The 22,417-nt window shown below is 53.6% G+C and carries 19 protein-coding genes (1 of these 19 only partly in view); 12 read left to right on the top strand and 7 right to left on the bottom strand.

Annotation, left to right across the window (positions count from 1 at the left end):
* Window positions 1-15 precede the first annotated feature (15 nt).
* The 4 genes from THEAM_RS00755 to THEAM_RS00770 are packed head-to-tail and all read left to right on the top strand — an operon-like array spanning window position 16 to window position 3,756.
* Complete coding sequence (locus THEAM_RS00755) at window positions 16-879, top strand: transketolase (RefSeq protein ID WP_013536906.1); 864 nt, start codon at window positions 16-18, stop codon at window positions 877-879.
* Window positions 880-892: 13 nt separating this feature from the next.
* Window positions 893-1,828: a transketolase family protein gene (locus tag THEAM_RS00760; protein ID WP_013536907.1), complete on the top strand. Its 936-nt coding sequence runs from the start codon at window positions 893-895 to the stop codon at window positions 1,826-1,828.
* A complete protein-coding gene (locus THEAM_RS00765) occupies window positions 1,829-3,136 on the top strand; it encodes a S41 family peptidase (RefSeq protein WP_013536908.1) in 1,308 nt (435 codons plus the stop codon).
* Entirely contained in the window at window positions 3,133-3,756 is a 624-nt protein-coding gene (locus tag THEAM_RS00770) for an alpha/beta fold hydrolase (protein ID WP_013536909.1), read from the top strand. Before THEAM_RS00765 ends, THEAM_RS00770 begins: the two co-directional genes overlap by 4 nt.
* On the opposite strand, the gene rapZ is transcribed toward THEAM_RS00770, so the two are convergent.
* From rapZ to THEAM_RS00790, 4 genes are read right to left on the bottom strand one after another with little or no spacing between them, the layout of a single operon-like run.
* Entirely contained in the window at window positions 3,647-4,615 is a 969-nt protein-coding gene (gene rapZ, locus THEAM_RS00775; RefSeq protein WP_013536910.1) for an RNase adapter RapZ, read from the bottom strand. The genes THEAM_RS00770 and rapZ overlap by 110 nt on opposite strands.
* Window positions 4,612-5,400, bottom strand: coding sequence for an NHL repeat-containing protein (locus THEAM_RS00780; protein WP_013536911.1), 789 nt, complete (start codon window positions 5,398-5,400; stop codon window positions 4,612-4,614). Before THEAM_RS00780 ends, rapZ begins: the two co-directional genes overlap by 4 nt.
* Entirely contained in the window at window positions 5,391-6,284 is an 894-nt protein-coding gene (locus THEAM_RS00785; protein ID WP_013536912.1) for an NAD(+)/NADH kinase, read from the bottom strand. Before THEAM_RS00785 ends, THEAM_RS00780 begins: the two co-directional genes overlap by 10 nt.
* Window positions 6,253-6,936: an ATP-binding protein gene (locus THEAM_RS00790; protein ID WP_013536913.1), complete on the bottom strand. Its 684-nt coding sequence runs from the start codon at window positions 6,934-6,936 to the stop codon at window positions 6,253-6,255. Before THEAM_RS00790 ends, THEAM_RS00785 begins: the two co-directional genes overlap by 32 nt.
* Window positions 6,937-6,996: 60 nt before the next feature.
* Between THEAM_RS00790 and mqnC the strand changes: the two genes are divergently transcribed.
* Window positions 6,997-8,067, top strand: coding sequence for a cyclic dehypoxanthinyl futalosine synthase (mqnC, locus tag THEAM_RS00795; RefSeq protein WP_013536914.1), 1,071 nt, complete (start codon window positions 6,997-6,999; stop codon window positions 8,065-8,067).
* On the opposite strand, the gene THEAM_RS00800 is transcribed toward mqnC, so the two are convergent.
* Window positions 8,051-8,680 carry a PilZ domain-containing protein gene (locus THEAM_RS00800; protein WP_013536915.1) on the bottom strand — a complete coding sequence of 210 codons (630 nt, stop codon included), beginning with the start codon at window positions 8,678-8,680 and terminating at the stop codon, window positions 8,051-8,053. The two genes, mqnC and THEAM_RS00800, sit on opposite strands and share 17 nt — an antisense overlap.
* Window positions 8,673-10,481, bottom strand: coding sequence for a methyl-accepting chemotaxis protein (locus THEAM_RS00805; RefSeq protein ID WP_013536916.1), 1,809 nt, complete (start codon window positions 10,479-10,481; stop codon window positions 8,673-8,675). The genes THEAM_RS00800 and THEAM_RS00805 overlap by 8 nt, the downstream gene beginning before the upstream one ends.
* A gap of 78 nt (window positions 10,482-10,559) precedes the next feature.
* On the opposite strand from THEAM_RS00805, the gene THEAM_RS00810 reads away from it, so the two are divergent.
* On the top strand, window positions 10,560-11,846 hold the full coding sequence (locus tag THEAM_RS00810; RefSeq protein ID WP_013536917.1) for a class I SAM-dependent RNA methyltransferase: 1,287 nt from the start codon (window positions 10,560-10,562) through the stop codon (window positions 11,844-11,846).
* On the top strand, window positions 11,846-12,751 hold the full coding sequence (locus tag THEAM_RS00815; RefSeq protein WP_013536918.1) for a dihydroorotate dehydrogenase: 906 nt from the start codon (window positions 11,846-11,848) through the stop codon (window positions 12,749-12,751). Before THEAM_RS00810 ends, THEAM_RS00815 begins: the two co-directional genes overlap by 1 nt.
* Window positions 12,752-12,755: 4 nt before the next feature.
* Here the strand turns inward: THEAM_RS00815 and recG are convergent, their stop codons facing one another.
* Complete coding sequence (recG, locus tag THEAM_RS00820) at window positions 12,756-15,209, bottom strand: ATP-dependent DNA helicase RecG (RefSeq protein WP_013536919.1); 2,454 nt, start codon at window positions 15,207-15,209, stop codon at window positions 12,756-12,758.
* A gap of 55 nt (window positions 15,210-15,264) precedes the next feature.
* Here recG and THEAM_RS00825 point away from each other — a divergent pair, with 55 nt between their 5' ends.
* The 5 genes in view from THEAM_RS00825 to THEAM_RS00845 are tightly spaced (at most 41 nt apart) and all read left to right on the top strand, a layout consistent with a single transcriptional unit that may run on beyond the window.
* The gene (locus THEAM_RS00825) at window positions 15,265-17,016 is read left to right on the top strand and encodes a tetratricopeptide repeat protein (protein ID WP_013536920.1); all 1,752 of its coding nucleotides are present in this window, start codon (window positions 15,265-15,267) and stop codon (window positions 17,014-17,016) included.
* Complete coding sequence (locus tag THEAM_RS00830; protein WP_013536921.1) at window positions 17,013-17,504, top strand: hypothetical protein; 492 nt, start codon at window positions 17,013-17,015, stop codon at window positions 17,502-17,504. The genes THEAM_RS00825 and THEAM_RS00830 overlap by 4 nt, the downstream gene beginning before the upstream one ends.
* 11 nt (window positions 17,505-17,515) lie before the next feature.
* On the top strand, window positions 17,516-18,946 hold the full coding sequence (locus THEAM_RS00835) for a leucyl aminopeptidase (RefSeq protein ID WP_013536922.1): 1,431 nt from the start codon (window positions 17,516-17,518) through the stop codon (window positions 18,944-18,946).
* Window positions 18,947-18,976: 30 nt separating this feature from the next.
* Entirely contained in the window at window positions 18,977-20,266 is a 1,290-nt protein-coding gene (locus THEAM_RS00840) for a chloride channel protein (RefSeq protein ID WP_013536923.1), read from the top strand.
* A gap of 41 nt (window positions 20,267-20,307) precedes the next feature.
* Window positions 20,308-22,417, top strand: the 5' portion of a protein-coding gene (locus tag THEAM_RS00845) for a methyl-accepting chemotaxis protein (RefSeq protein WP_013536924.1). Its footprint extends 185 nt past the window's final position; 2,110 of the gene's 2,295 nt are visible here — the first part of the coding sequence; the start codon lies at window positions 20,308-20,310; its stop codon lies beyond the right edge, outside the window.

Here is a 22,417-nt window from a genome sequence, read left to right on the forward strand (position 1 = left end):
AATCCGGAGGTTGTCATGGTAAGGTTTGAGCCCTCCTTCTTCACCCGGAGGAACAGAGATATAGACGAAGTTACCCTTAGGGCCTTAGCCCGTGAGGTGAGGAAGGACATACTCAAAATGACCTCTGAGGCCCAGTCGGGGCACCCCGGCGGAGCCATGTCTGCGGCCGACATAATAGTCACCCTCTACTACTACAAAATGCGTCACAACCCCGAAAACCCCAAGTGGGAAGAGAGAGACCGCTTTGTCCTCTCTAAGGGACACGTCTGCCCGGCCCTCTACTCGGTGCTTGCCCGCACCGGCTACTTCCCCCTGGAGAAACTCCACGAGTTCAGGAGGCTCGACGGAGACCTCCAGGGCCACCCCGACATGCACAAAACGCCGGGAATAGAGATAAGCACCGGTAGCTTGGGTCACGGTATCGGTGCGGCCGTTGGAATGGCCATGGGGCTGAAGCTGAGCGGAAGCGACAGCAAGGTTTACTGTATGATAGGCGACGGTGAAGCCCAGGAGGGCAGCGTTTGGGAAGCCTCAATGGCGGCCTCCCACTACAACCTTGACAACCTCGTTGTAATTCTCGACAACAACAACCTCCAGATAGACGGCCCCGTAGACGAGGTGATGTCCATCTACCCGGCGGTTGAGAAGTGGAAGGCCTTCGGCTGGCACGTTGTTGAGATAAACGGCCACGACTTTAAAGAGATAAAAGCTGCCCTTGATGAGGCGGACACGGTGAAGTACAAGCCGACTATGATTATCGCCAAAACCGTTAAGGGTAAGGGGGTCTCCTTCATGGAGAACAGGGCCGAGTGGCACGGAAAGGCCCTGCCGCCGGAGCTCCTTAAAGAAGCCCTGAAAGAGCTGGGAGAAATAGTTTAACCCGGAGGAGAGTATGGAGAAGGTAAGCCTTAGGGACGCCTACGGCGATACGCTCGTTGAGCTCGGCAGGGAGGATGAACGGATAGTTGTCCTCGATGCCGACCTTTCCGGCTCAACGAAAACTGCCAAGTTTGCAAAAGCTTTCCCGGAGCGCTTTTTCAATATGGGAATTGCAGAGATAAACATGATGAACACCGCCGCCGGCCTTGCCACAACCGGCAAGATTCCCTTTGTGAGCACCTTTGCCATTTTCGGAACGGGAAGGGCCTGGGAGGCGGTAAGGCAGACGATATGTTACCCGAACTTGAGCGTCAAAATCGTCTGCACTCACGGCGGCATTACCGTAGGTGAAGACGGCGCAAGCCACCAGGCCCTTGAAGACGTTGCCAACATGAGGAACATCCCCAACATGAGGGTCATCGTTCCCGCAGACGACATTGAGACCCGCCAGGTTATAAGGAAAATCGCCTACACTCCCGGCCCCTTCTACGTAAGGCTCACCAGGGAGAAGTTCCCGAGGATTTTCGACGAAACCTACACCTTTGAAATCGGTAAGGGTCACGTTCTCAGGGAGGGAGAGGACGTTACCGTAATTGCGAACGGCGTTATGACCCACTTTGCCCTTCTTGCCGCCGAGGAGCTCGAGAAGGAGGGGATTTCTGTAGAGGTTATCCATATGCCTACGGTTAAACCAATAGATAAGGAACTTATAGTAAAATCGGCCCAAAAGACGAAGGCCGTTGTAACGGCCGAAGAGCACTCTATAATCGGGGGACTGGGCTCTGCCGTTGCCGAGGTTCTCGTTGAGAACTACCCCGTGCCCATGGAGAGGCTCGGAACTCCCGACGTTTTCGGCCGTTCCGGAAAGGGCTGGGAGCTTCTCCACTACTTCAAGCTCGACGATAAGGGTATTGTTGAGAAGGTGAAAAAAGTTTTAGAGAGGAAGTAGATGAAAAAGGCCGTCAAGCTCTCCCTCTTTGTTCTCTTCTTCCTTGCCGCCGTAGTTCTGATAGGGAAACACTCGGTGGTTTCCATAGCAAGGGCCTCTCAGGACTCTCAGCAGGAGCTGAAGTACATAAGGCTCTTTATGGAGGCCTACCAGCTGGTTAAGGAGAAGTACGTTGAACCTAAAACCCCCAAGACCCTCTTTGAGGGTGCGATTCAGGGAATGCTCAACAAGCTCGACCCCCACTGTACCCTCTTCACCCCCGACCAGCTTAAGGAGTTTCAGGTTGAAACCAGCGGTGAGTTTGGGGGCCTCGGCATTCAGATTACCAAGACTAAAGACGGCCGGCTGATGATAATAGCTCCCATAGAGGGCACTCCTGCCTACAAGGCGGGTATAAAGCCCGGAGACGTAATCGTTAAGATAGACGGCAAGAAGGTTACCCCCAGCATGACCCTCATGGAAGCCGTGAAGCTCATGAGGGGTAAACCGGGAACCAAGATAACCATCTGGATATGGCGTAAAGGCTGGGCCGAGCCCAAGCCCTTTACAATCACGAGGGCCGTTATAAAGATTAAGAGCGTGAAGTACCGTATACTCCCGGGGAACATAGGCTACATAAGGTTTACCATCTTCCAGAGGACCTCCGTAGACGAGTTTAAGAAGGCTCTTGAGGCCCTGAAGAAGCACAAAGGGCTTCAGGGCATTATCGTTGACCTGAGGAACAACCCGGGAGGTCTCCTCGATTCGGCCGTTGCCATAAGCGACTTCTTCCTTCCCAAAGGAGACCTTATCGTTTACACGAAGGGGCGCATCCCCGAGAGCGTTAAGAGCTACTACTCCCTCCACAACCCCGTGATACCCACCGACATTCCGGTTGTGATGCTCGTTAACGGGGGAACTGCAAGCGCCGCCGAGATTCTCACCGGAGCCCTGAGGTACAACGACAGGGCCGTTGTTGTAGGTGAGAAAACCTTCGGTAAGGGCTCCGTTCAGACCCTCTACCCCTTGGATATGGGCTACGCAATCAAGATAACAACGGCCAAGTACTACATGCCCAATCACCAGTGTATAGACGGTAAGGGGATTAAGCCCGACATAGAGGTGAAGCTCTCCAAAGAGGACATAGAGTTCTTCAAGAAGGAGGCCAAAGAGGTTGAGGCCCACCCTGAGAAGACCGAAGAGGTGAGGAAGCAGCAGGAGAAGTGGATAGACGCCCAGCTTAAGAGGGCTATGGAGGTTATAAAGGAGTTCCACCTCTTTAAGATGATGGAGTCTCCCAAGGGCAAGGAGGGTAAAAAGGCGGCATGATTTTTACCCTCCACGGCTGGAGCTTCAGCTCCTCCGTTTGGGAAGGAACGCCCTTCTCTTCGGCAAACCACCTGGAGCTCCCCGGTCACGGGGAGTCTCCCTTTCTCTCTACCGACCTTCCGGAGCTCTCTGCCGAAGTTGCCTCTCTCCTTCCGAACGGTGTAACGCTTGTGGGTTGGTCGCTGGGGGCCTCCGTTGCCCTTTTAACGGCGGCCCTCTATCCCCAAAAGGTGGCCCGGCTGGTTCTGCTCGCTCCCACCGTTAAGTTTTCGGGGGTTTCTCAGCCCGAGGTCGTTGTTAAGCGGTTCTTGAAACGGCTGAGAAGGAACTTTAGTGAAGGGGTCTCCTTCTTCAGGGAGTTCTGCTCAGAGGAAGCTCCCCCTGTAGGGGAAAAGCTCAACCCGGAGAGGGCTGTGAGGCTCCTTGAATCTTTCTGTGGGCTTGACCTTACCCGTTACGCCTCTAAGGTGAAGGCTCCCTGCTTTATCGCCGTTGGCGATGAAGACCGCGTTACCTGCCTTGAAGGGGCTTACGGCCTTTTTCGGGTTCTCCCGAAGGCAACCTTGAGAGTTCTTCCGGGGGCCGACCACTACACCCTTCTTCGGAGACTCTCCTTCTGACCCCCTGTTCCCTGTGCTCCACGAATATCTGAAACTCGGGAAACTCTCTGGCAACCTCCTCTGCCAGAATTTCTGCAAAGGCCACCGACCTGTGCTGACCGCCGGTGCAGCCTACGGCGTAGGTTACGTAGGCTTTGCCCTCTTTTTCGTACTGGGGTAGCGTGAAGAGCACGAGCTCCTTTATCTTCTTTAGGGCCTCTTGGGATTCGGGGAATCGGAAGATGTAATCCGCTACCTCTTGGTCCATGCCGGTTTTCCTCTTGAGCTCGGGAACGAAGTGGGGGTTCGGAAGGAAGCGCACGTCGAAGACGTTGTCGGCGGTTTGGGGAACGCCGAACTTGAAGCCGAACGACAGAAAAGTTACTTGAAGTTGGGGCTTTTGGAGGAGGAGAAGCTCTTTGATGAGCCTTTTGAGGTCGTGAACAGTTAGGTTCGTTGTATCTATGGTTCTGTCAAAGAGGGAGAAGAGCTTCTCGTAAACCTCCTTTTCCCTCTCTATGAGCTCCTCTAAGTTTTTATCCGGGTAGAACCGCTGGAACGGGTGGGGTCTTCTGGTTTCCTTGAACCTGTTGAGGAGCTTCTCCTTCCTTGCGGTCAGGTACCATATGGAAAGGTTTGGGTGGCGCTCTTTGAGCCGCGAGAAGAGCTCTCTGGCCTTCTGTTCAAACTCCGGGCTCCTTGCGTCAACAACCAGAACAGCCTTCTCTATTTTGGAGCTCTCCTCTATGAGGTCTATCAGCTCCTCAACCAGCGACAGGGGTATGTTGTCTATTGCGTAGAACCCGAGGTCTTCCAGGTGGCGAAGGGCGCTTGTCTTCCCCGCCCCCGACTCTCCGGTTAGAACAACTATCTGCTTCATCTCAGCCTTACCGCCTTAACGGTGTTCATCATGAACTCGGGGATGAGCAGCACTCCCCTGTAGTAACCTATGTCTGCCGGCGATATGAGGTTGGAGACAACGGTAGACACCTTGCCATTTTTCAGTCTGTAAACCTTACCGGCCGAGAAGTCCGAAAAGAGTATGGAGCCGTCGGGCAGAACGACAACGCCGTCTAAATTCTTAAAGCCGCTTGCCAGAACTTTAATCTCCTTTCCCACTTGGAGGACTTTACCCCCTCCCCAGCTTACAACTATCATCTTTCCGTCTTTTGCGAAGTCTATGCCGTTGGGGCCCTCCAACCTGTGGGTTCTTATGAACAGCTTCACCTTGTAGGTTTTCGGGTCTATCTCGTAGATTGAGTTGGTCTGGGTATCCGACACAAATACCGACTTCCCGTTGGAAGCCGTGTCGTTTAAGAACCTTGCCCCTTCAACGGGAATCACTTTAATCACCTTGCCGGTTGAAGGGTCTGCAACAACCACCCTATCTATGTCGGCAACAAAGAGCTTCCCGTCGCAGAAGGTTATCCCTTTCGGTGCGTTTAAACCTTTAACGAACTTCTGCTTTACCACTCTGCCGTTAAGGTCGGCAAGGGTTATGTAGCCGTCTCCGTCCTTTGCGTCGGGCGGCAGGTTGCCGATGTTCGAGATGTATATTTTTCCCATGTAGCCTTGGGCACTTTCGGGGGTTTTTATCCCCTGGTTGATGCTGAACATCACCGTTGCCGCCGTTACGGCCGCAACTGCACCTGTTATTAGCCCCATTTCAGCTTCTCCCTAAGAGTTTGGTAGTAGGACTTCCTCGGGTCCCTCAGTATCAGCAGGTCGTAGGGGGAGCGGGTTATCTCTATAACATCGCCGGGGCGAAGCTCTATCCCCTCCTGTCCGTCGAAAACAACCATCACGTTCTCGCTGTCGCTCTTTAGGCTCGCCGTTATACAGGTCTCCCCTTTTAAGACCAGCGGCCTTAAAGTTAGAGTGTGGGGACATATCGGAGTTAAGAGCATTGCGTTTAGGGTCGGAATGAGAATCGGGCCGCCGGCCGAGAGGGAGTAGGCCGTTGAGCCGGTAGGCGTTGCCACGATTACCCCGTCTCCCCTAAAGGTTGTCAGGTACTCTCCGTCGGCTTTCAGCTCAACCTCTATTATCCTGCCGAGGGTGTCCCTCTTTATCGCCACCTCGTTAACGCACCTGTAAATTGAGATGTGGCCGTTCCTCCTTGAAACCTTCACCCTTATAACCGGCCTGTTCTCAAGGAGGAACTCCCCCCTCATTAAACGCTCTATGCACTCCTCAATCTCGGATATGGAGATTTCGGTTAAAAAACCCAAAGTGCCGAAGTTTATTCCCAGCAGGGGAACGGGACGCTTATCTACCAGCTTTGCAACCGTCAGAAAGGTTCCGTCTCCCCCTAAAACCAGGATAACGTCTACCTTGTCGGGCAGCAGGAGTCTGTCTATGACTTTTGCCACTTTTCTGCAGCGGCTGTCGTTGACCAGCCTGCAGCTCTCCTCGTCGGTGAACACCTTTACCGGGAACTCCGAGAGCTTCTTTAAAACCCTCTTCACCCCTTCTGCACTCTCGGGCTTTGTGGGGTTTGCTATCACTCCTACGCTCTTATAGGCCGGCTGCCTCTTTTCTCCTGTCATCTCCGCTCACCTGCACTATGGTACACATATCGTAGATTCTCGACTCCGTCCTGTGGTCGAACTTCCCTCCCAGGGAGTCCGGAGAGGGGTCGCCCACCGTTAGGTTGGTTGTTATGAAAGTCGGCAAACACTGGGAGTACCTGTGGTTGATTATCTCTGCCAGGAGGTCTCTGGCCCACTCGGTATTCCTCTCGGCCCCTACGTCGTCTAAAACGAGGAAGGGGGCGTTCCTTATCTCCTCCAGCTTCTCCCCTATTGGGAGCCTCTGCTCCATCATGAGCTTGAGCTCCACCAGAAGGTCGCGAAAGTCGCAGAAGAAGCCCTTTAACCCCTTTGCCGTTATTATGTTCCTCAGGGTCGCCACCGCAAGGTGGGTTTTACCGGTTCCGGGAGTGCCAAAGAGTAGAACCCCCTTCTTGGTAAAGGGGAAGAGCTGAACGAACTCTTTACACACCTTAAGGGCCCTTAACTGGTCCCTCGTTTTCGGGTAGTAGTTCTTGAAGCGGCACTGCCTATACCGGGGCGGTATGCCGGCCGACTCAAGGTAGGCCTTTACGCTTTTAGAGAAGGTGCACTGACACCTTTTAACGAACTGCTTCCCCTCTTTTGTAACCAGAATCCAGCCGCTGCCGCCACAGATTTGACACTCCAACGGATACCCCGTAGATTACTCTTAGCGTAGCTTCCTTAATTATAGTCCCGGGAGTTGTTTATGAACCGTTTAGCCGAAAAAGTCCTGAGTGGGGAGCGTATAACGGCGGAGGAGGCCCTTGAGCTTCTCAACGCCGACCTTCTCACCCTCGGTCAGCTTGCAAACTTCGTAAGGAACAGGAAGCACCCCGAGAGGGAGGTAACCTTCGTAATAGACAGGAACATTAACTACACCAACGTTTGCGTCTGCAGGTGTCGGTTCTGCGCCTTTTACAGGGATAAAGGGGCTCCCGACGCCTACGTTATAGAGCGGGAGGAGCTCCGCCGCAAGATAGTGGAGACCATCCAGCTGGGGGGAACGGCCATCCTCCTGCAGGGAGGTCTTCACCCCGACCTCGGTATAGAGTTCTACGAGGAGCTCCTTAGGTTTATAAAGGGGGAGTTCCCCCAGATTCACGTTCACGGCTTTTCGGCTCCGGAAATCGTCCACATAGCTCGGGTCTCAAACCTAACCGTTGAAGAGGTTATAAGGCGGCTTAAAAGGGCCGGCTTGGGCTCTATTCCCGGAGGCGGTGCCGAGATACTAACCGACAGGGTCAGGCAGCAGATTGCCCCGAACAAAATAAAAACTAAGGAGTGGCTTGAGGTTCACAGAACCGCCCACAAACTCGGCCTCCGGACAACGGCAACCATGATGTTCGGGAGCCTCGATACCGACGAGGATATCGTTGAGCACCTCTCCGTTATAAGGGAGCTTCAAGACGAAACCGGCGGCTTTACCGCCTTTATCCCGTGGAGCTACCAGCCCGACAACACCGAGCTGGGCAGGCAGGTTAAGGAGAAGGCCAGCGGTGAGCGTTACCTGAAGGTGCTGGCCCTGTCGAGGATTTTCCTCGATAACTTCGACAACGTTCAGGCCTCCTGGGTTACCCAGGGTGGCAAAATGGCCCAGGTTGCCCTGAAATTCGGGGCCAACGACTTCGGCTCCCTTATGATAGAGGAGAACGTTGTTGCGGCCGCCGGCGTGAAGTTCCGGCTCCCCCTGTCGGAAATCATCAGGCTCATAAAGGACGCCGGCTACAGGCCCGTTCAGAGGGATACCCTTTACAGGAAGCTCAGGTACTTCGACTGAAGCTCTCCAAAATTTGGGCCACCCGCTCTATGTAGCGGTTTATTATGAACCCTATAAGGTTAAAGTTGGTGTTGACTATCTTGCACCCTACAACGGCTCCCCGTTTCTCCCGCTCCACCCTTACAACCTTTACCGTGAGGAAGCGGGTCTCCTGGGTCAGAAGGAGGGTCTCGCCGGCGGAGACCTTCTCCCCGTAACGCTCAACCAGCAGCTTGATTCCCGACATACTAATGTCCAGAACTTTAACCGGTATCCTCTCGCCGTTTTTCAGGTGGAGCTCAAACTCCCCCAGCTCCTCGGGGCAGAAAACGAAGCGCTCGTAGAAGCGTTTCTCCTCTATGACCTCTTCGTCCAGCTGAAATAGGCAGCTGTTTCCCTTGCACCACTTTACCTTTCCCTTTACTAAAACGGTCCGCCTACGGCTGTTCTCCTTTATGAGGAAGAACTGCCTTTTTTTGAGTATTTCCACTATTCCTGGAGGGGAAAAGCTGGTGGCCACAACCCCCTCCTCACTCTCCTCTCCCTTAAAGCTGAAGAGTATCGGAACGGTTATCTCCCTGCCGCCGGGGCACCTTACCTTGTAGTAAACCACTCCGTCGGAGCGCCTACCCATTGCTCTCCCTCAGCTTCTCCACGATTCTCTCGAAGGTCTCTATGACCCTTGACGCCTCCTGCTCGAGCTCTTCAAACATCGAGTTCTTGAGCTCTCCCCTCTTCACGGCCTCCACTATCTCCTTGGCCTTCCTGAAGGCGGCCTCTATGCTCTCCTCCAGCTCATTTACAAGGTCGGTTACGCCTTTAGCCTTGATTTTCTTGAACTCCTGCTCTATCCAGCTCTTAATGGGAGAGGAGTCGTAGTCTACGAGTGCCGGGTTCTCGAGGGCCATGGGGAGTTTAGAGAGCCAGTCGGAGAAGAGCTCCAGCCCCTTCACAATGGTTGAGAGCTCCCCGATGCGGAAGCTGGAGATGCTCTCGTGGACGGTCTTTATGGCCGAACGAGTTCTGAATATCCTGTCCTGGAGCTTCCTGAATATCTGCTGGAACCCTTCTATCTCCTCGTTGATTGTGGCTATGTTGTCCCTAACGGTATCGAGGGCCGAGAGCTGCTGGTTCAGTGAGAAGAGGACGTTGTTCGTAACCTCTGCCAGCGACTCAACCGTCTCCCGAATGCTCTTTAGAACCTCTTCGGTTTTCGCCATCTCCTGCTTAACGGTGAAGGCCTCCTTGGCCCTTCCCTCAAGCTCGTTGGAGAACGACTGGATGAGCTCGATAATCGTTCCCACTATCTTTCCAATCTCCTCGGCGGAGGCAACTGTTCTCGAGGCGAGCTTCCTCACCTCTTCCGCAACAACCGCAAAGCCCCTGCCGGCCTCTCCGGCCCTTGCGGCCTCTATTGCGGCGTTAAGGGCGAGCAGGTTGGTCTGGTCGGCTATGCTCTTGATGGTCTCAACAACCTCTTGGATTTTCGTGGAGCTCTTCTGAAGCTCCTCAACCCTGTTCCTGAGGCCTATAACTTTGTCTGCAAGGGTTTGAACGTCGTTAACGGAGCGGGAAACTATGGTAGTTCCCCTCTCGGTCTCCTCGTTAACCCTCTCTACCTGCTTAGAGGAGGAGTCTATGAGCCTGTTAACGTCGGCTATAGAGTTGGCAAGGACTTCAGACGAAATGGAGAGCTCGGCAAACCTCTTCTTAATGTCGTCGTTTTTGAGGCTCGTGTTCAAGAGCTCAACAACCAGCATACTCGCCTCGTTGGAGACCCTGGCCGAGAGCTTCTCGAGCTCCTTAAAGGTCTCCCTTATCCAGCTGAGGAACCTGTTAAACTCCCTCGCAAGCTCTCCCAGCTCGTCGTCCCTGTCTATGTTGAGGGACTTGGTAAGGTCTCCCTTCTCAATCTCCCGCATCGCTTTAGACATTTCGTTAAGGGGTCTGACTATTGCCCTGTAAGTGCTTATGGCCCCTATCCCGATGATTACCAGGCTAAAGAGGGGGATAATTCGGACTATGACCTCGGCCTCTCTGAGTATTGAATCATCCTTCTTTAGGATTTTCCGCTTTATCGCCTCGAGCTCCTGCTCTCCCCTCTTTATGGCGGCAAGAGCCTGCTGGGGGTCCTTCGCCTTCCCCACCTGAGAGAGAACCGAAACCGCCACCGAGTAGGCCTTTGTTGCCTCGGGCTCCTGGAACTGGTTCAGGCTCTCCATACGCTCTTCCAGCGACAGCAGTTTATCCTGGGCGTCGCCGGTTAGAACCGCTCCCTCCAGCTGGAGCAGCTCCTTCTCTACCTGGTAAACCGCGTGGCTGAGTCTGTCCAGCTCCCTGTAGCGCTCTATCTTGTGGTAGGCAAACTCGGTTAACACGAAAATCATGAAAACTTCTAAGAACAGAGAGACCATCAACTTGGTCTTTATCCTCATAGCCATCCCCTCTCAATAGGAAGTTGCTTGAAGATTATCGGCCGGAAATTCGTATAATTCAGCCCAACCGGAGGCGCTGTGAAGCAGAGGGGAAGAGGAAAAGAAAAGCTGGTTTACGGCGGTAAAGGTCTTGGCCGCCTTAACGGCCGTGCCGTTTTCGTTCCCCAGGTGGCTCCCGGAGACCTCATCGTTGCCGAGGAGACCAGCAGAAAGAGCGGCTACTCGGAGGCAAGAGTTGTTAAGCTCCTTGAAAGGGGGCCGGGAAGGGTAAGGCCCAGGTGCCCCTATTTCGGGAAGTGCGGCGGGTGCGACTGGCAGCACATCTCTTACAGGAAGCAGGTGGAGTTTAAGAGGGCCGTAGTTGAGGAGAACCTGCAGAAAATAGGCAAAATCAAGAGGCCCAACATAGATGAGGTTATTCCCTCCCCTTCTCCCTGGAACTACAGGAACCGGGTTCAGGTTAAGGTTAAAGGGGGCAAAGTGGGGTTCTTTGCCAAGAACTCCCACTCGGTTGTAGAGGTTGAGAGGTGCCCGCTCCTGAAGGAGGACCTGGAGGGGATATTCCCGAGGCTCAAGGAGCTTCTCCCCAAACTCCCCACCGAGCCCGCCGAGTTCCACCTCTACTCCTCCTCTAAGGATGAGGTTCTGCTGAAAATCGTTTTCCCCAGGCAGTTTAAGCGGGTTGAGCTCGAGCTTGAGGAGCTTAAAGAGCTTCTCGGCGTTAACCTTGTGGGCTTTGGCATATACCGTCAGGGCTCTTCGGGCTACCCCGAGAGAATCAAGTTCTTCGGCCGCGACTTCACCTACGAGCTTGTAGGTAAGTTTAAGTTCAGGGTCAGTGCAGACTCCTTCTTCCAGGTGAACCGCTTTCAGGTGGGCAACCTGATAGACAGGGTGGCCCGGGGCGCAATGGAGCACCAGTACATGCTGGCCGGAGACCTCTACTGCGGTGTGGGAACCCTTACAATTCCCGTTGCCCGCTACGTTCACAGGGCCTTCGGGGTAGAGGCAAACTTCTCGGCGGTTGCAGACGCCCTCTACAACAAGGACATAAACGGCCTGCGCAACGTGAACTTCTACTGCCGCGAAACCGAAGAGGCCCTGAAGATAATCAGGGAGAACGGCCCCGACCTTGTGGTTGTTGACCCTCCCAGGAGCGGCCTCAACGAGAAGATTATCCGAACGATTGCCACCCTTCCCCGCCTAAGGCGGGTTATCTACGTCTCCTGCAACCCTGCAACCCTTGCAAGGGACGTTGCCCTCTTTTACAAGTACGGCGTTCACATGGAAAGAGCGAAGGTGCTGGATATGTTCCCCCAGACCTACCACGTAGAGACAATCTGCTTCCTCAGGAAGGTTAAGTGATGTTGAAGGTGAAGCTCTTCGGCGTTGAGTTTGAGAACCCCGTTTGGACCGCTTCGGGCACTTTCGGCTTCGGCCTTGAGTACGCCCCTTACCTCGACCTTAACAGGGTGGGGGCCGTGTGCGTGAAGGGGCTCTCTGTGAAGCCCCGCGAAGGTAACGAGCCTCCGAGGATTTGGGAGACCCCCTGCGGGATGCTCAACGCCATAGGCCTTCAGAACCCGGGAGTTGAGTACTTCGTTGAGGAGATAGTGCCGAAGCTAAAGGAGTACAGGTGCCGGGTTATAGCCAACATCTACGGCTCTACGGTTGAAGAGTACAGGGCGGTTGCCGCGGCCCTCAAGGGGGTCGACGGAGTTGACGCCGTTGAGCTTAACGTTTCCTGCCCCAACGTGAAGAAGGGGGGCCTTGCCTTCGGCGTAGACCCGGTAGAGGCGGCAAGGGTTACAGAGGCCGTAAAGTCGGTCTGTGATAAGCCTGTGATAGTGAAGCTCTCCCCCAACGTCACAGACCCGGTAGAGATTGCCAAGGCCGTAGAGTCTGCTGGGGCCGACGCAATTTCGGCAATAAATACGCTTCTGGGGATGGCTATAGACATCAGGAAGAGGAAGCCGAGGCTGAAGAACCGGTTCGGTGGCCTCTCGGGCCCGGCCATAAAGCCGGTGGCCGTCAGGATTGTTTACCAGGTCTCAAAGGCCGTTTCCGTTCCCGTTATAGGGATAGGGGGCATTACCACTTGGGAAGACGCAGTTGAGTTCTTCCTCGCCGGAGCTTCTGCAGTTCAGGTGGGAACGGCCAACTTCTTCAACCCCAAAGCCGTTGAAGAGATAGTAGCTGGAATAGAGAACTACATGAGGGAAGAGGGCTTTAAGAGCGTAGGGGAGATGGTTGGGGCTTTAAGGGAGTGAGGTGCTACCCTACCTCTACCAGGTCGAACTTCTCGCCGAACCTGAACTTCATCAGTTTTTTGAGCTCTTCGAGTCCGTTGAGCTCCGGGTTCTCCTTGATAAGCTCCATCGCCTCGCGGCGGGCCTCCTTCAGGATGTCGTAGTCCCTGCGGAGGTCGGCCACTTTGAAGTCTCCCAGCCCCGACTGACGGGTGCCGAAAATCTCCCCCGGTCCTCTGAATGCAAGGTCTGCCTCGGCTATTTTGAAGCCGTCGTTTGTGGACTCTAAAACCTTTAGCCTCTTTATCGCCTCTTCTCCGACCTCCCTGGAGGTGACCAGGTAGCAGTAGGACTGCCTGTCTCCCCTGCCTACCCTTCCCCTGAGCTGGTGGAGTTGGGCAAGGCCGAAGCGCTCTGCGTGCTCTATCACCATAACCGTAGCTTCGGGAACGTCTACCCCCACCTCTATAACCGTTGTGGAAACGAGAACCTGGAACTCCCCTCTCTTAAAGGCCTCCATGACTTTGTCCTTCTCCTCCTGTTTCATCTTCCCGTGTAGGAGGCCCACTCTGTAGGGTTTGAGCTTCTCGCTCCAGAAGTGGTGCATCTCGGTTGCGGCCTTAAGCTCGAGCTTCTCCGACTCCTCCACCAGGGGGTAAACTATGTAGGCCCTGTTGCCCTTTTGGAGCTCTTCTTTGAGCCTCTTAACGAGTTTTGGGAGCTCGTCGCTGAAGAGTATCTCAGTTTTAACCGGTTTCCTGCCGGCGGGAAGCTCGTCTATCACGGAAACGTCCAGGTCTCCGTAGGCGGTCATCGCTAAGGTTCTGGGTATCGGCGTTGCCGTCATCACCAGAACGTCGGGCATTTTCCCCTTTTTCTTGAGCTCTACCCTCTGTTTTACGCCGAATCGGTGCTGTTCGTCTATCACCACAAGGCCCAGGTTCTTAAACTCCACCCCCTCCTGTATGAGGGCGTGGGTTCCCACAACGACCTTTATCACCCCCTCCTTTATGGCCCTGTAAACGGTCTCCTTCTCTCTCTTTGTCATGCTCCCGGTGAGCAGGCCCACCGTTATGCCGTAGGGTTTCAGGAACTCTTTGAACTTCTTGTAGTGCTGGTTTGCCAGTATCTCGGTGGGCGCCATAACCGCCGTTTGGTATCCGCTCTTTGCGGCAAAGAAGGCAGCGGCGGCGGCAACTACTGTTTTACCGCTTCCCACGTCTCCCTGAACGAGCCGGTTCATCGGCTCGGGCTTTTTCATGTCTTCAACAATCTCTTTTAAAACCCTCTCCTGGGCTCCGGTGAGCTTAAAAGGTAGGGCCTTTTTGAACTCCTCTATGAGCTCCTCGGTTACGGGGAAGGCTATCCCCCGCTCCCTTTTTACTTTCTGCCTGTGCAGGGCCAAGGCCAGCTGAAATAGGAAGAGCTCGTCGAATATCACCCTCCTCTGGGGAGGGGAGCGAAAAGTTTGGAGCTCTTCGGGTTTTTCGTCGGAGGGGAAGTGAACTCTCCAGAACGCCTCGGCGGCCTCAAGGAGCTTCTGCCTCTTTCTTATCTTCTCCGGCAGGTACTCGGGCATGAAGGGCAGAACCTTCTCTACTACAAAGTGGATGTCCCTTCTGACCGTTGTCTGTTTAAGCCCCTCCGCGCAGTGGTAGATGGGGAGAATTCTTCCGAGCTTCTCCAGCCTTCCCGGCTCCAGCACCTCAACTTCCGGGTGGTAGATGGTGAAGCCGGAGGTGCTCCTTTTCACTTTTCCGTATGCAAGGACCTCTTTGCCCAGCTTTTTGGCCTTCTCAAAGAGGAGTTTGTAGTAGCCGAACACCTTTTTATTCAAGAATATGAGCGAAACGGCCCCCGTTTTGTCGTAGAGGGTGACTTTGAGTAGCTCTTTGCCGTTTTTCGTTTTTATCTGGGAGATGGCGGTTACTTTTCCCTTTACCAGCTGCTCCCTGTCGGGCTTCAGCTGCGCCATTTTCGTTACGGTGGTTCTGTCTTCGTAGCGGAACGGCAGGTAGTAGATAGCGTCTATAACGCTCTCTATGCCGAGTTTTTTCAGCCTGTTGACCCTTTTGGCGGTTATCCCTTTTATCTTCTCTACCGGCTGGAAGAAGGCCTCTATCGGGTAGAGTTTTGGGGCCCTCTTTAAGTTCTTGCCGGCGGCTACTACCCGCTCTTTGGGGGGAAGCTCCTTTTCCCGGGCCTTCTCTATCTCTTCGGCCGTGAACTTGAGGGTGATTACCGAGTGGAGCTCCCTCAGGAAGCGCTTCTGCTGCTCCTGGGTCATCTGGGGGTAGGTGTCCAGGAGCTTCAGAACCTTATCCACCCACGCTTTTCTCTTCCTGTCAAGGTGTGGTTTGAGCTCGGAGAAGAGCTTCCTCAGCCTCTTTTCCGGGTCTTTTACCCGAGGGAAGAGGGCGAAGTTGTTTTTGGTCAGGAGGTTGAGAAGCTCTTTTATCTCCTTGAGGCTCTTTTCCATAGCTTATAATTTAGTGCGTCCTCTGTTTAAATCTTCAAAATAAAAGGTAGTCTGAATGAGAAGAGGTTTAGCCCTTTTAACCCTGCTCTTTTTGGCCTCCTCGTGTAAAAGTTTAACCGGAGGGAAGCAGCAGGTAAAGGTCTCCCCTCCCGAGAGGCCGTCTCCGGTAAAGGAGGTCAAGGGGAGTTTTAAGTTTAAGCCTACTGCCTCTTACTACTACATGCTCTTTTTAAACTACCAGGCCGGCGGCAACTGGCAGAAGGCTATTGAGGCCCTTGAGAAGGCCGCCGAGCTTGAGCCCCGTAACACGGTTTACCTTGTTGAGGCGGCGAAGATTGCCGCTTCCCACCAGAAGTTCAAAGAGGCCGAGAGGTTAATTCGGGAGGCCTTAAAGAGAAATCCCAACGACCCCGATGCCCTGAAGCTCTACGCCGGGTTGCTGGTTGTTGAGGGTAAACTTGCCGAGGCCGAGAACGTTTACAGGAAGCTCATCTCTATCCACCCTGACAGAGACTCCTTCGTTTTCCTTGCCAACCTTCTCATAAACAGGGGAGAGCCCGATAAGGCCCTGGAGGTTCTGCAGAGGGCGCGGAAGCTCTACCCCAACGACTACCTGGTCAACTACTTCCTCGGTCAGGTCTACTTCCTCAAAAAAGACTATAAACGGGCAAGGCTCTACCTTGAACGCTCCATCTCTGCTAACCCCGGCTTTGAGAGCGCCTTCCTGCTGCTGAGCAAGGTCTACATGAACCTTAAAGACTACCCTCACGCCGAGAAGTTCCTCAAAGAGGTTCTAAAGAAAGAGCCCGACAACATCTACGCCCTGAGGGAGCTGGCCCTTCTCTACCTTGCGGAGGGTAAAACGAAAGAGGCGGTAAACGCCCTGAACCGCCTGGTTTCCCTATCACCTTACGACCTGAGGCTTCTGTCGTGGGTTGCGGCCAACCTCTTCCAGCTAAAGGAGTATAGGCAGGTCATTCCCGTTATCGAGAAAATAGCCAAGCTTAACCCGGGTAACCCCAACGTATACTTTATGCTTGGCCTTGCCTACGAGATGAGCGGAAACCTTAAAAAAGCCCTCGAAGCCTACAAGAAGGTCCTCTCGTTCCACATAGAGAACCCCACCGTCCTTGAGCGGCTTGCCATAGTCAACTACAAGCTCGGTAACTACGAGAGGGCAAAGGAGCTCTACCAGAAGCTCTGGGAGATTACCGGAAACCCTGCCTACCTCATAAGAACGGCCCTCCTTGAGGACAAGCTCGGCGACACCCAAGGGGCCTACAGCCTCTTGAAGGAGCTCGGAGGTAACCCTAAGGACAACCCCGACCTCCTCTTTTACCTTGCCTACCTCTCTGAAAAGCTGGGCCGCTACGACGAAACGGAGAACTACCTGAAAGAGCTTGTGAAGCTCAAGCCCACCCCCGACTCCCTCAACTACCTTGCCTACTTTTACGCCCAGAGGGGAAAAGAGCTCAACAGGGCCCTTGAACTGGTAAACAGAGCCTTGAAAGAAGAGCCAAACAGTGCCGCCTTTCTCGATACGAAAGGGTGGATACTCTACAAAATGGGGCGCTACCGGGAGGCCTGCAGTTACCTTGAAAGGGCCCTCAGCTTAAAGCCCCAAGACCCGGTTATAAACGAGCACTACGGAGAGTGCCTGTTTAAGCTCGGCAGGCTGGAAGAGGCTAAAAAACACCTGTCTAAAGCCGTTGAAGGTATACTGAAAAACCCACAGATTCAGGCCGACGAGCCCGGAATACTCCAGCGGGCGGTTAAGCTACTTAAAGAGGCGGGAGGAGAGAGATGAACTGGACTATGTTCCTCTGGGGACTTGTGGTTTTCCTGGTGATATCGCTTCCCACGATTACCGGACTTATGAGAATCAACTCGGCCTTGAAGTTCCTTCAGTCGTCGCCGTCGGGTGACTTTAATCCCTTGGGGGCCATAAAACCCGGAGGTTTTGCCTACGCCCTCACCTTCAGCTTTAAAATCACCTTCCTGACGGCGGTTATCTTAGACTACGTTGAGTACGTAAAGCAGGTCTACTACATTGTTTCCCTCTACCTCTTCTTCCTCATGATTGACTTTATCGTTCAGTACTCGGGAAAGGAGTTTGCAACCCTCTCTCTGAACTTTAAGAGCGCTTTCGTGGGAGCTTCCCTCCCCGTGTTTACCATCTTCTTCCTGAACTGGGTTATCCAGAGGCGTTTCAGGAAGCTCATACCTGCCGAGGCGGAAAACTACAAGAAGGGCGTAAGGAGCCCCGCCTTAAAGAGCTTCGACCAGAAAGGATAGGAGGTTGAGAGATGGAGGTAAAAGTTTCCTACTCCTCCCAGCATAAGGGAAAGGGCGATGCCCTGATAACCGGCGTTTACGAGGGCCTTAAAGAGCTGGAGCAGTCGGAGAAGGAGAGGCTCAAGGCCCTTAACTTCTCAGGTAAAAAGGGGGAAGTGGCAGTTCTGCCGGGAGATGCCTTTAAAGCCGTAATTTACGTAGGGCTCGGCAAGAAGAAGGAGCTGAACGCCGACTCCGTTAGGCTTGCGGCCGCCAAGGGTGTTAAAAAAGCTGCCTCTCTAAAGGCAAAAAAGGTTGTCTGCGAGCCTCTCGCCCTTGAAAAACTTGAAGGCGATGCCGTTAAGGCAACCGTCGAGGGGCTGCTGCTCGGCGGCTACACCTTCGATAGGTACAAAGAGGAGAAGAAAGAGTCCCTTAAAGTTACCGTTGTAGGCCCTTCGGAACACAAAGAGAGCTTCCGCCTGGGCAGAGTCCTTGCCGAGGCCGCAAACTACACCCGCTCCATAGTTAACGAGCCCGGAAACGTTGTGACCCCTGAAGTCCTTGCCCAGAAGGCCAAGGAGCTCGCCCAGGAGTTCGGTTTTGAGTGTAAGGTGTTCGACGAGAAAAAACTTGAGAAGAACCAGATGGTGGGGATACTCACCGTCGGCAGGGGGAGCAAGAACCCGCCCCGGTTCATCCACCTTGCCTACAAGCCCAAGAAGGCCAAGAAGAGAATAGTCCTTGTGGGTAAGGGAGTTACCTTCGATAGCGGCGGTCTCAACATAAAACCCGAGCAGTTTATGAAAACCATGAAGTCGGATAAGGCCGGCGCCTGTGCCGTTCTGGGCATTATGAGGGCGGTGGGTGAGCTCAAGCCCGAGGTTGAAGTTCACGCCCTCATACCCACCGTTGAGAACATGCCCGACGGCAAGGCCTACAGGCCCGACGACATAATCGTTTACAGGAACGGAAAGAGCGTAGAGGTCCACTCTACCGACGCCGAGGGAAGGCTCATCCTTGCCGACGCCCTCATCTACGGCTCCGAGCTCGAGCCCGACTACATGATAGATATGGCAACCCTTACCGGTGCCTGTGTTGTTGCCCTGGGCCACTACACCAGCGGCCTCTTTACAGAAGACGACCGCCTTGCAAAAACGCTTACCGAGCTCTCCCGCCAAACGGGGGAGAAGCTCTGGCGTCTGCCCCTCGACCCCGACCTGAAAGAGGAGATTAAGGGAACGTGGGCCGACATTCAAAACGTAGGTAAGAGCCGTTACGGAGGTGCCATAACCGCAGCGCTCTTCCTCGAGAACTTCGTAGATGCCGATAAAGTAAAAAGCTGGGCCCACCTTGATATCGCCGGTCCCGCCTTCCTCAGCTCTCCGTGGAAGTACTACGAAGCTGGGGCAACCGGACAGCCTGTAAGAACGGTTGTTGAGTTTATCCTCAGGGAGGTTTAAGGAGGGGGCCTCCCCTCCCTTTTAAACCGGATGAGCAAGGTAAAGCACCTTTTCTGGGTCTCCTTTCTCGTAGGTATCTCAACCGGGCTTGCCGTTTCGTTCTACGTTATATTTACAAAGCTTATCTCCTACACCCTGTACCTTGGGAAGCCCGAGGAGACCATACCCCACCTTCCCTTCTGGTACGTTGCCTTCGTTACTACCTCGTCGATTCTCATGGTAAACCTCATCATCCTCCACAACGAGAAGGCAAGGGAGTACGGTGTGAGGGAGATAGCCCAGGCCCTTGAAGAGAACAGGATGACCTTTAACCTGGGCGACCTTGCCTTGAAAATCGTTGCCTCCGCCCTCTCCATAGGGAGCGGTTTCGCAGTCGGGAACGAAGGTCCGTCTGCGGCAATCGGTGCCATGATAGCTTACAGGTTCCACTCCCTCTTCAAACTTCCCAAAGAGCTCCTAAAGGTTCTGATAGGCGTTGGGGCGAGTAGCGGTATAGCGGCGGTCTTCGTTTCGCCGATTACCGGCATAGTTTTTGCCGTTGAGAACGTTGCCTACTTCCTCATAAAGGATTTCGTCGGCTTTATGGTTATAGGGAGCTTCTCCGCCTTCGTTGTGGCCCTCAACTTCCTCTCCCCTCTGATTTTCAACTACTCCATAGGTAAGCAGGTTCAACCGGATTACCTCCTTTCCCTGCTTCTGTTCGTTCCCTTCATAACCGTAGCAATCTACCTCTACCTGCTCATCAGAGACAGGCTCCTTTACTTCCTCTCTACAACCGTTCAGTACCGGCTCTCCCCGTTTCTCAAGGCAGCCGTTATATCCCTTGTAGGCGGCCTAACCGTTGCCGCAGTGCTTAAAGTTTCTCCCTACGGAGGCTTTTCCGGCCACGAGGTTGTAGAGGCCCTTATAAACAGCAAAATCCACTTGCCCCTTCTGACCCTTTTCCTACTTGCCGTTTTAAGGATAGTTGCAAACGCCGTCTCCCTCTACTCAAACGCGGTAGGAGGTCTCTTCATCACCCTTATGAGTATAGGGGCCCTTACCGGCTACGCCTTTGCTGAGCTTATCACCTACCTTGGCATTCCGGTTGAGCCCTTCTACTTTGCCGCAATAGGGGCTGCCGTTTTTGTAGGCGTTGTTATGAAGATTCCGTTTACGGCCGTTGTTCTTGCCCTTGAAACGACCTACGACTACAACGTGGTTATCCCTACCGGTCTTGTGGTGGCTCTCGTGGGTCTCATGGCCTCCGCTACCTTCGAGCTGAGAAAAACCTTCCTGCGCCGCCCCCCGAAAAAAGAGCAGGCTCCGTCCGATACTTAGAAAAACCGCTCCCTTAACCTACAAACTCTCAGAGGTGGACCGTGCTCGGCAGGTTCGGAATAGAGAGAAAGCTTTTACTCTTCGGGCTTTTGGGAATACTCACCTTAGCTCTCGTTCTGGGGTTTCTCTCTTACAGGACAACCAAGGAGAACCTCATAAAGGAGGCCTTCAACAGGCTTACAGTCATAAGGGAGTCTAAGAAACAGCACGTAGAGGACTACTTCGACTACATGAAAGACCTTCTCACTTCCACCTCTGAGGACCTCTCTATTAAAGAGTTCTTTGAGCCATTCGATGAGAGCTTCTACCGTTTACCCTCTGAGGTTGGTGTGAACCTTGGAGAGGCCAAGAGGGCCCTGATAGAAGAGTACAGGCGGAACTACCTGCCCAGGGTGAACTACTCCATTCCCGGTGCTCCCCAGCCCAAGCCGGTTAACTACTACCTCCCCCGAAGTGAAGCAGGAATCGTTGCTCAATACCTTTTTATCGTGAAGAACCCCTACCCGGTAGGCGAGAAAAACAGACTCCTCGTTCCTCAGGGTTGTAACGCTACCTACTGTGTTTTGCACGAGAAGATTCACAAGTGGATAGACCGTTTTGCCCGTTCGTTCGACCTCTACGACGTTTTCCTGATAGATACCAACGGAACGATTTTCTACACCGACTTTAAGGAGAAAGACTTTGCTACCAACCTTCTCCACGGCCCTTACAGGGATACCGGCCTTGCCAGGGTTTTCAGGGAAGCCCTGAAAGCCCCCGAAGGAACGGTGCTTTTTGCAGACTTTAAACCCTACGAGCCCAGTTACAACCAGCCGGCCGCCTTTATAGCGGCTCCGGTTTACAAGGGGGGGAGGCTCTTAGGGGTTGTTGCCTTCCAGTTGCCGGTAGACAAAATAGACGCCATAGTCAACTTCAACTACCGCTTTAAGCAGGTGGGTTTGGGCAATACCGGGGAGGTTTACCTTGTAGGTGAAGACCACTACCTTAAAAACAACGTCCGCTTCCTTAAAAAGCTCGAGGAAGAAAACCCCCTTGTAAAGAGTGCGGGAACAACTATAGAAGTTCTTAAAGTAGATAACCCGGCCGTTGAGAGGGCCCTCGCCGGAGAGTCGGGCGTTACCTTTACAAAGAACTTCTTCGGTAAAAAGGTTCTTGCAGCTTACTCTCCGGTTAACGTCTTCGGCAACAGGTGGGCCATAGTTGCCGAGATAGAGGAGTCGGAGATACTGGCAGACCTCCTCTCCCTGAAGAAGAACAGGAATCTCCTTGTTGCCCTTGTTCTTATGCTCTTTATGGTGGCCCTCTTTATTCTCTTTGTGAAGCACACCGTTGTTAAGCCCATCAACCAGCTTTCGGAAACGGCAAGAGACCTTGCCGAAGGGGAGGGCGATTTGACAAGGGAGCTTCCCATAAAGAGCTCCGACGAAGTGGGAACTGCCGCCCGTTACTTCAACGCCTTTATAGCCAAGGTGCGCAGCATAGTTGAGAGCGCCAAGCGCTCCCTTGCGAGAACCGTTGCAACGGCCACCAAAATGAGAGAGCTTGCCCAACAGGTTAAAGCCCGGGTTCAGCAGGAGCAGCAGGCCGTTGGTGAGGCAACCTCCCTTGCCCACCAGATAGCCAATCCCCTCGAAAACTTTAAAGAGACTATGAAGGAGACCGTTGAACAGATTCAGCTGGCCAACGCCAAAATAGCTTCCACCTTGAGCAGCTTTAAAGAGCTTAAAGAGGTACTCGACAGAACGGAAGAGGTCAGCTTAAGCTCTATCTCTCAGCTTAACGACCTTGCCAAACAGGCCGAACAGATAACCTCGGTTGTTCAGATAATAAAAGACGTTACCCAGCGTACCAACCTGCTTGCCCTTAACGCCGCCGTAGAGGCCGCTCGGGCCGGAGAGGCCGGCAGGGGCTTTGCGGTTGTTGCGGAAGAAATCAGGAAGCTCTCTGAACAGATACAGAAGAACACCGAGCAGATAACAGAGACCATAAACCAGATACTCAACCGCATTAAAGAGACAACTTCGCAGATTTCCGAAAGCAGCAGGGAAAACCTCGAAACCTTAAGGAGAGCCTCCTCTACCGTGGTCTCTCAGATAGAAGAGGCAACAACCATTATGGACTCTTCGAGCTCCAAGCTGAAAGAGGCTTCCA

Origin of the sequence: Thermovibrio ammonificans HB-1 (assembly GCF_000185805.1) — a bacterium.
GTDB classification, from domain to species: domain Bacteria; phylum Aquificota; class Aquificia; order Desulfurobacteriales; family Desulfurobacteriaceae; genus Thermovibrio; species Thermovibrio ammonificans.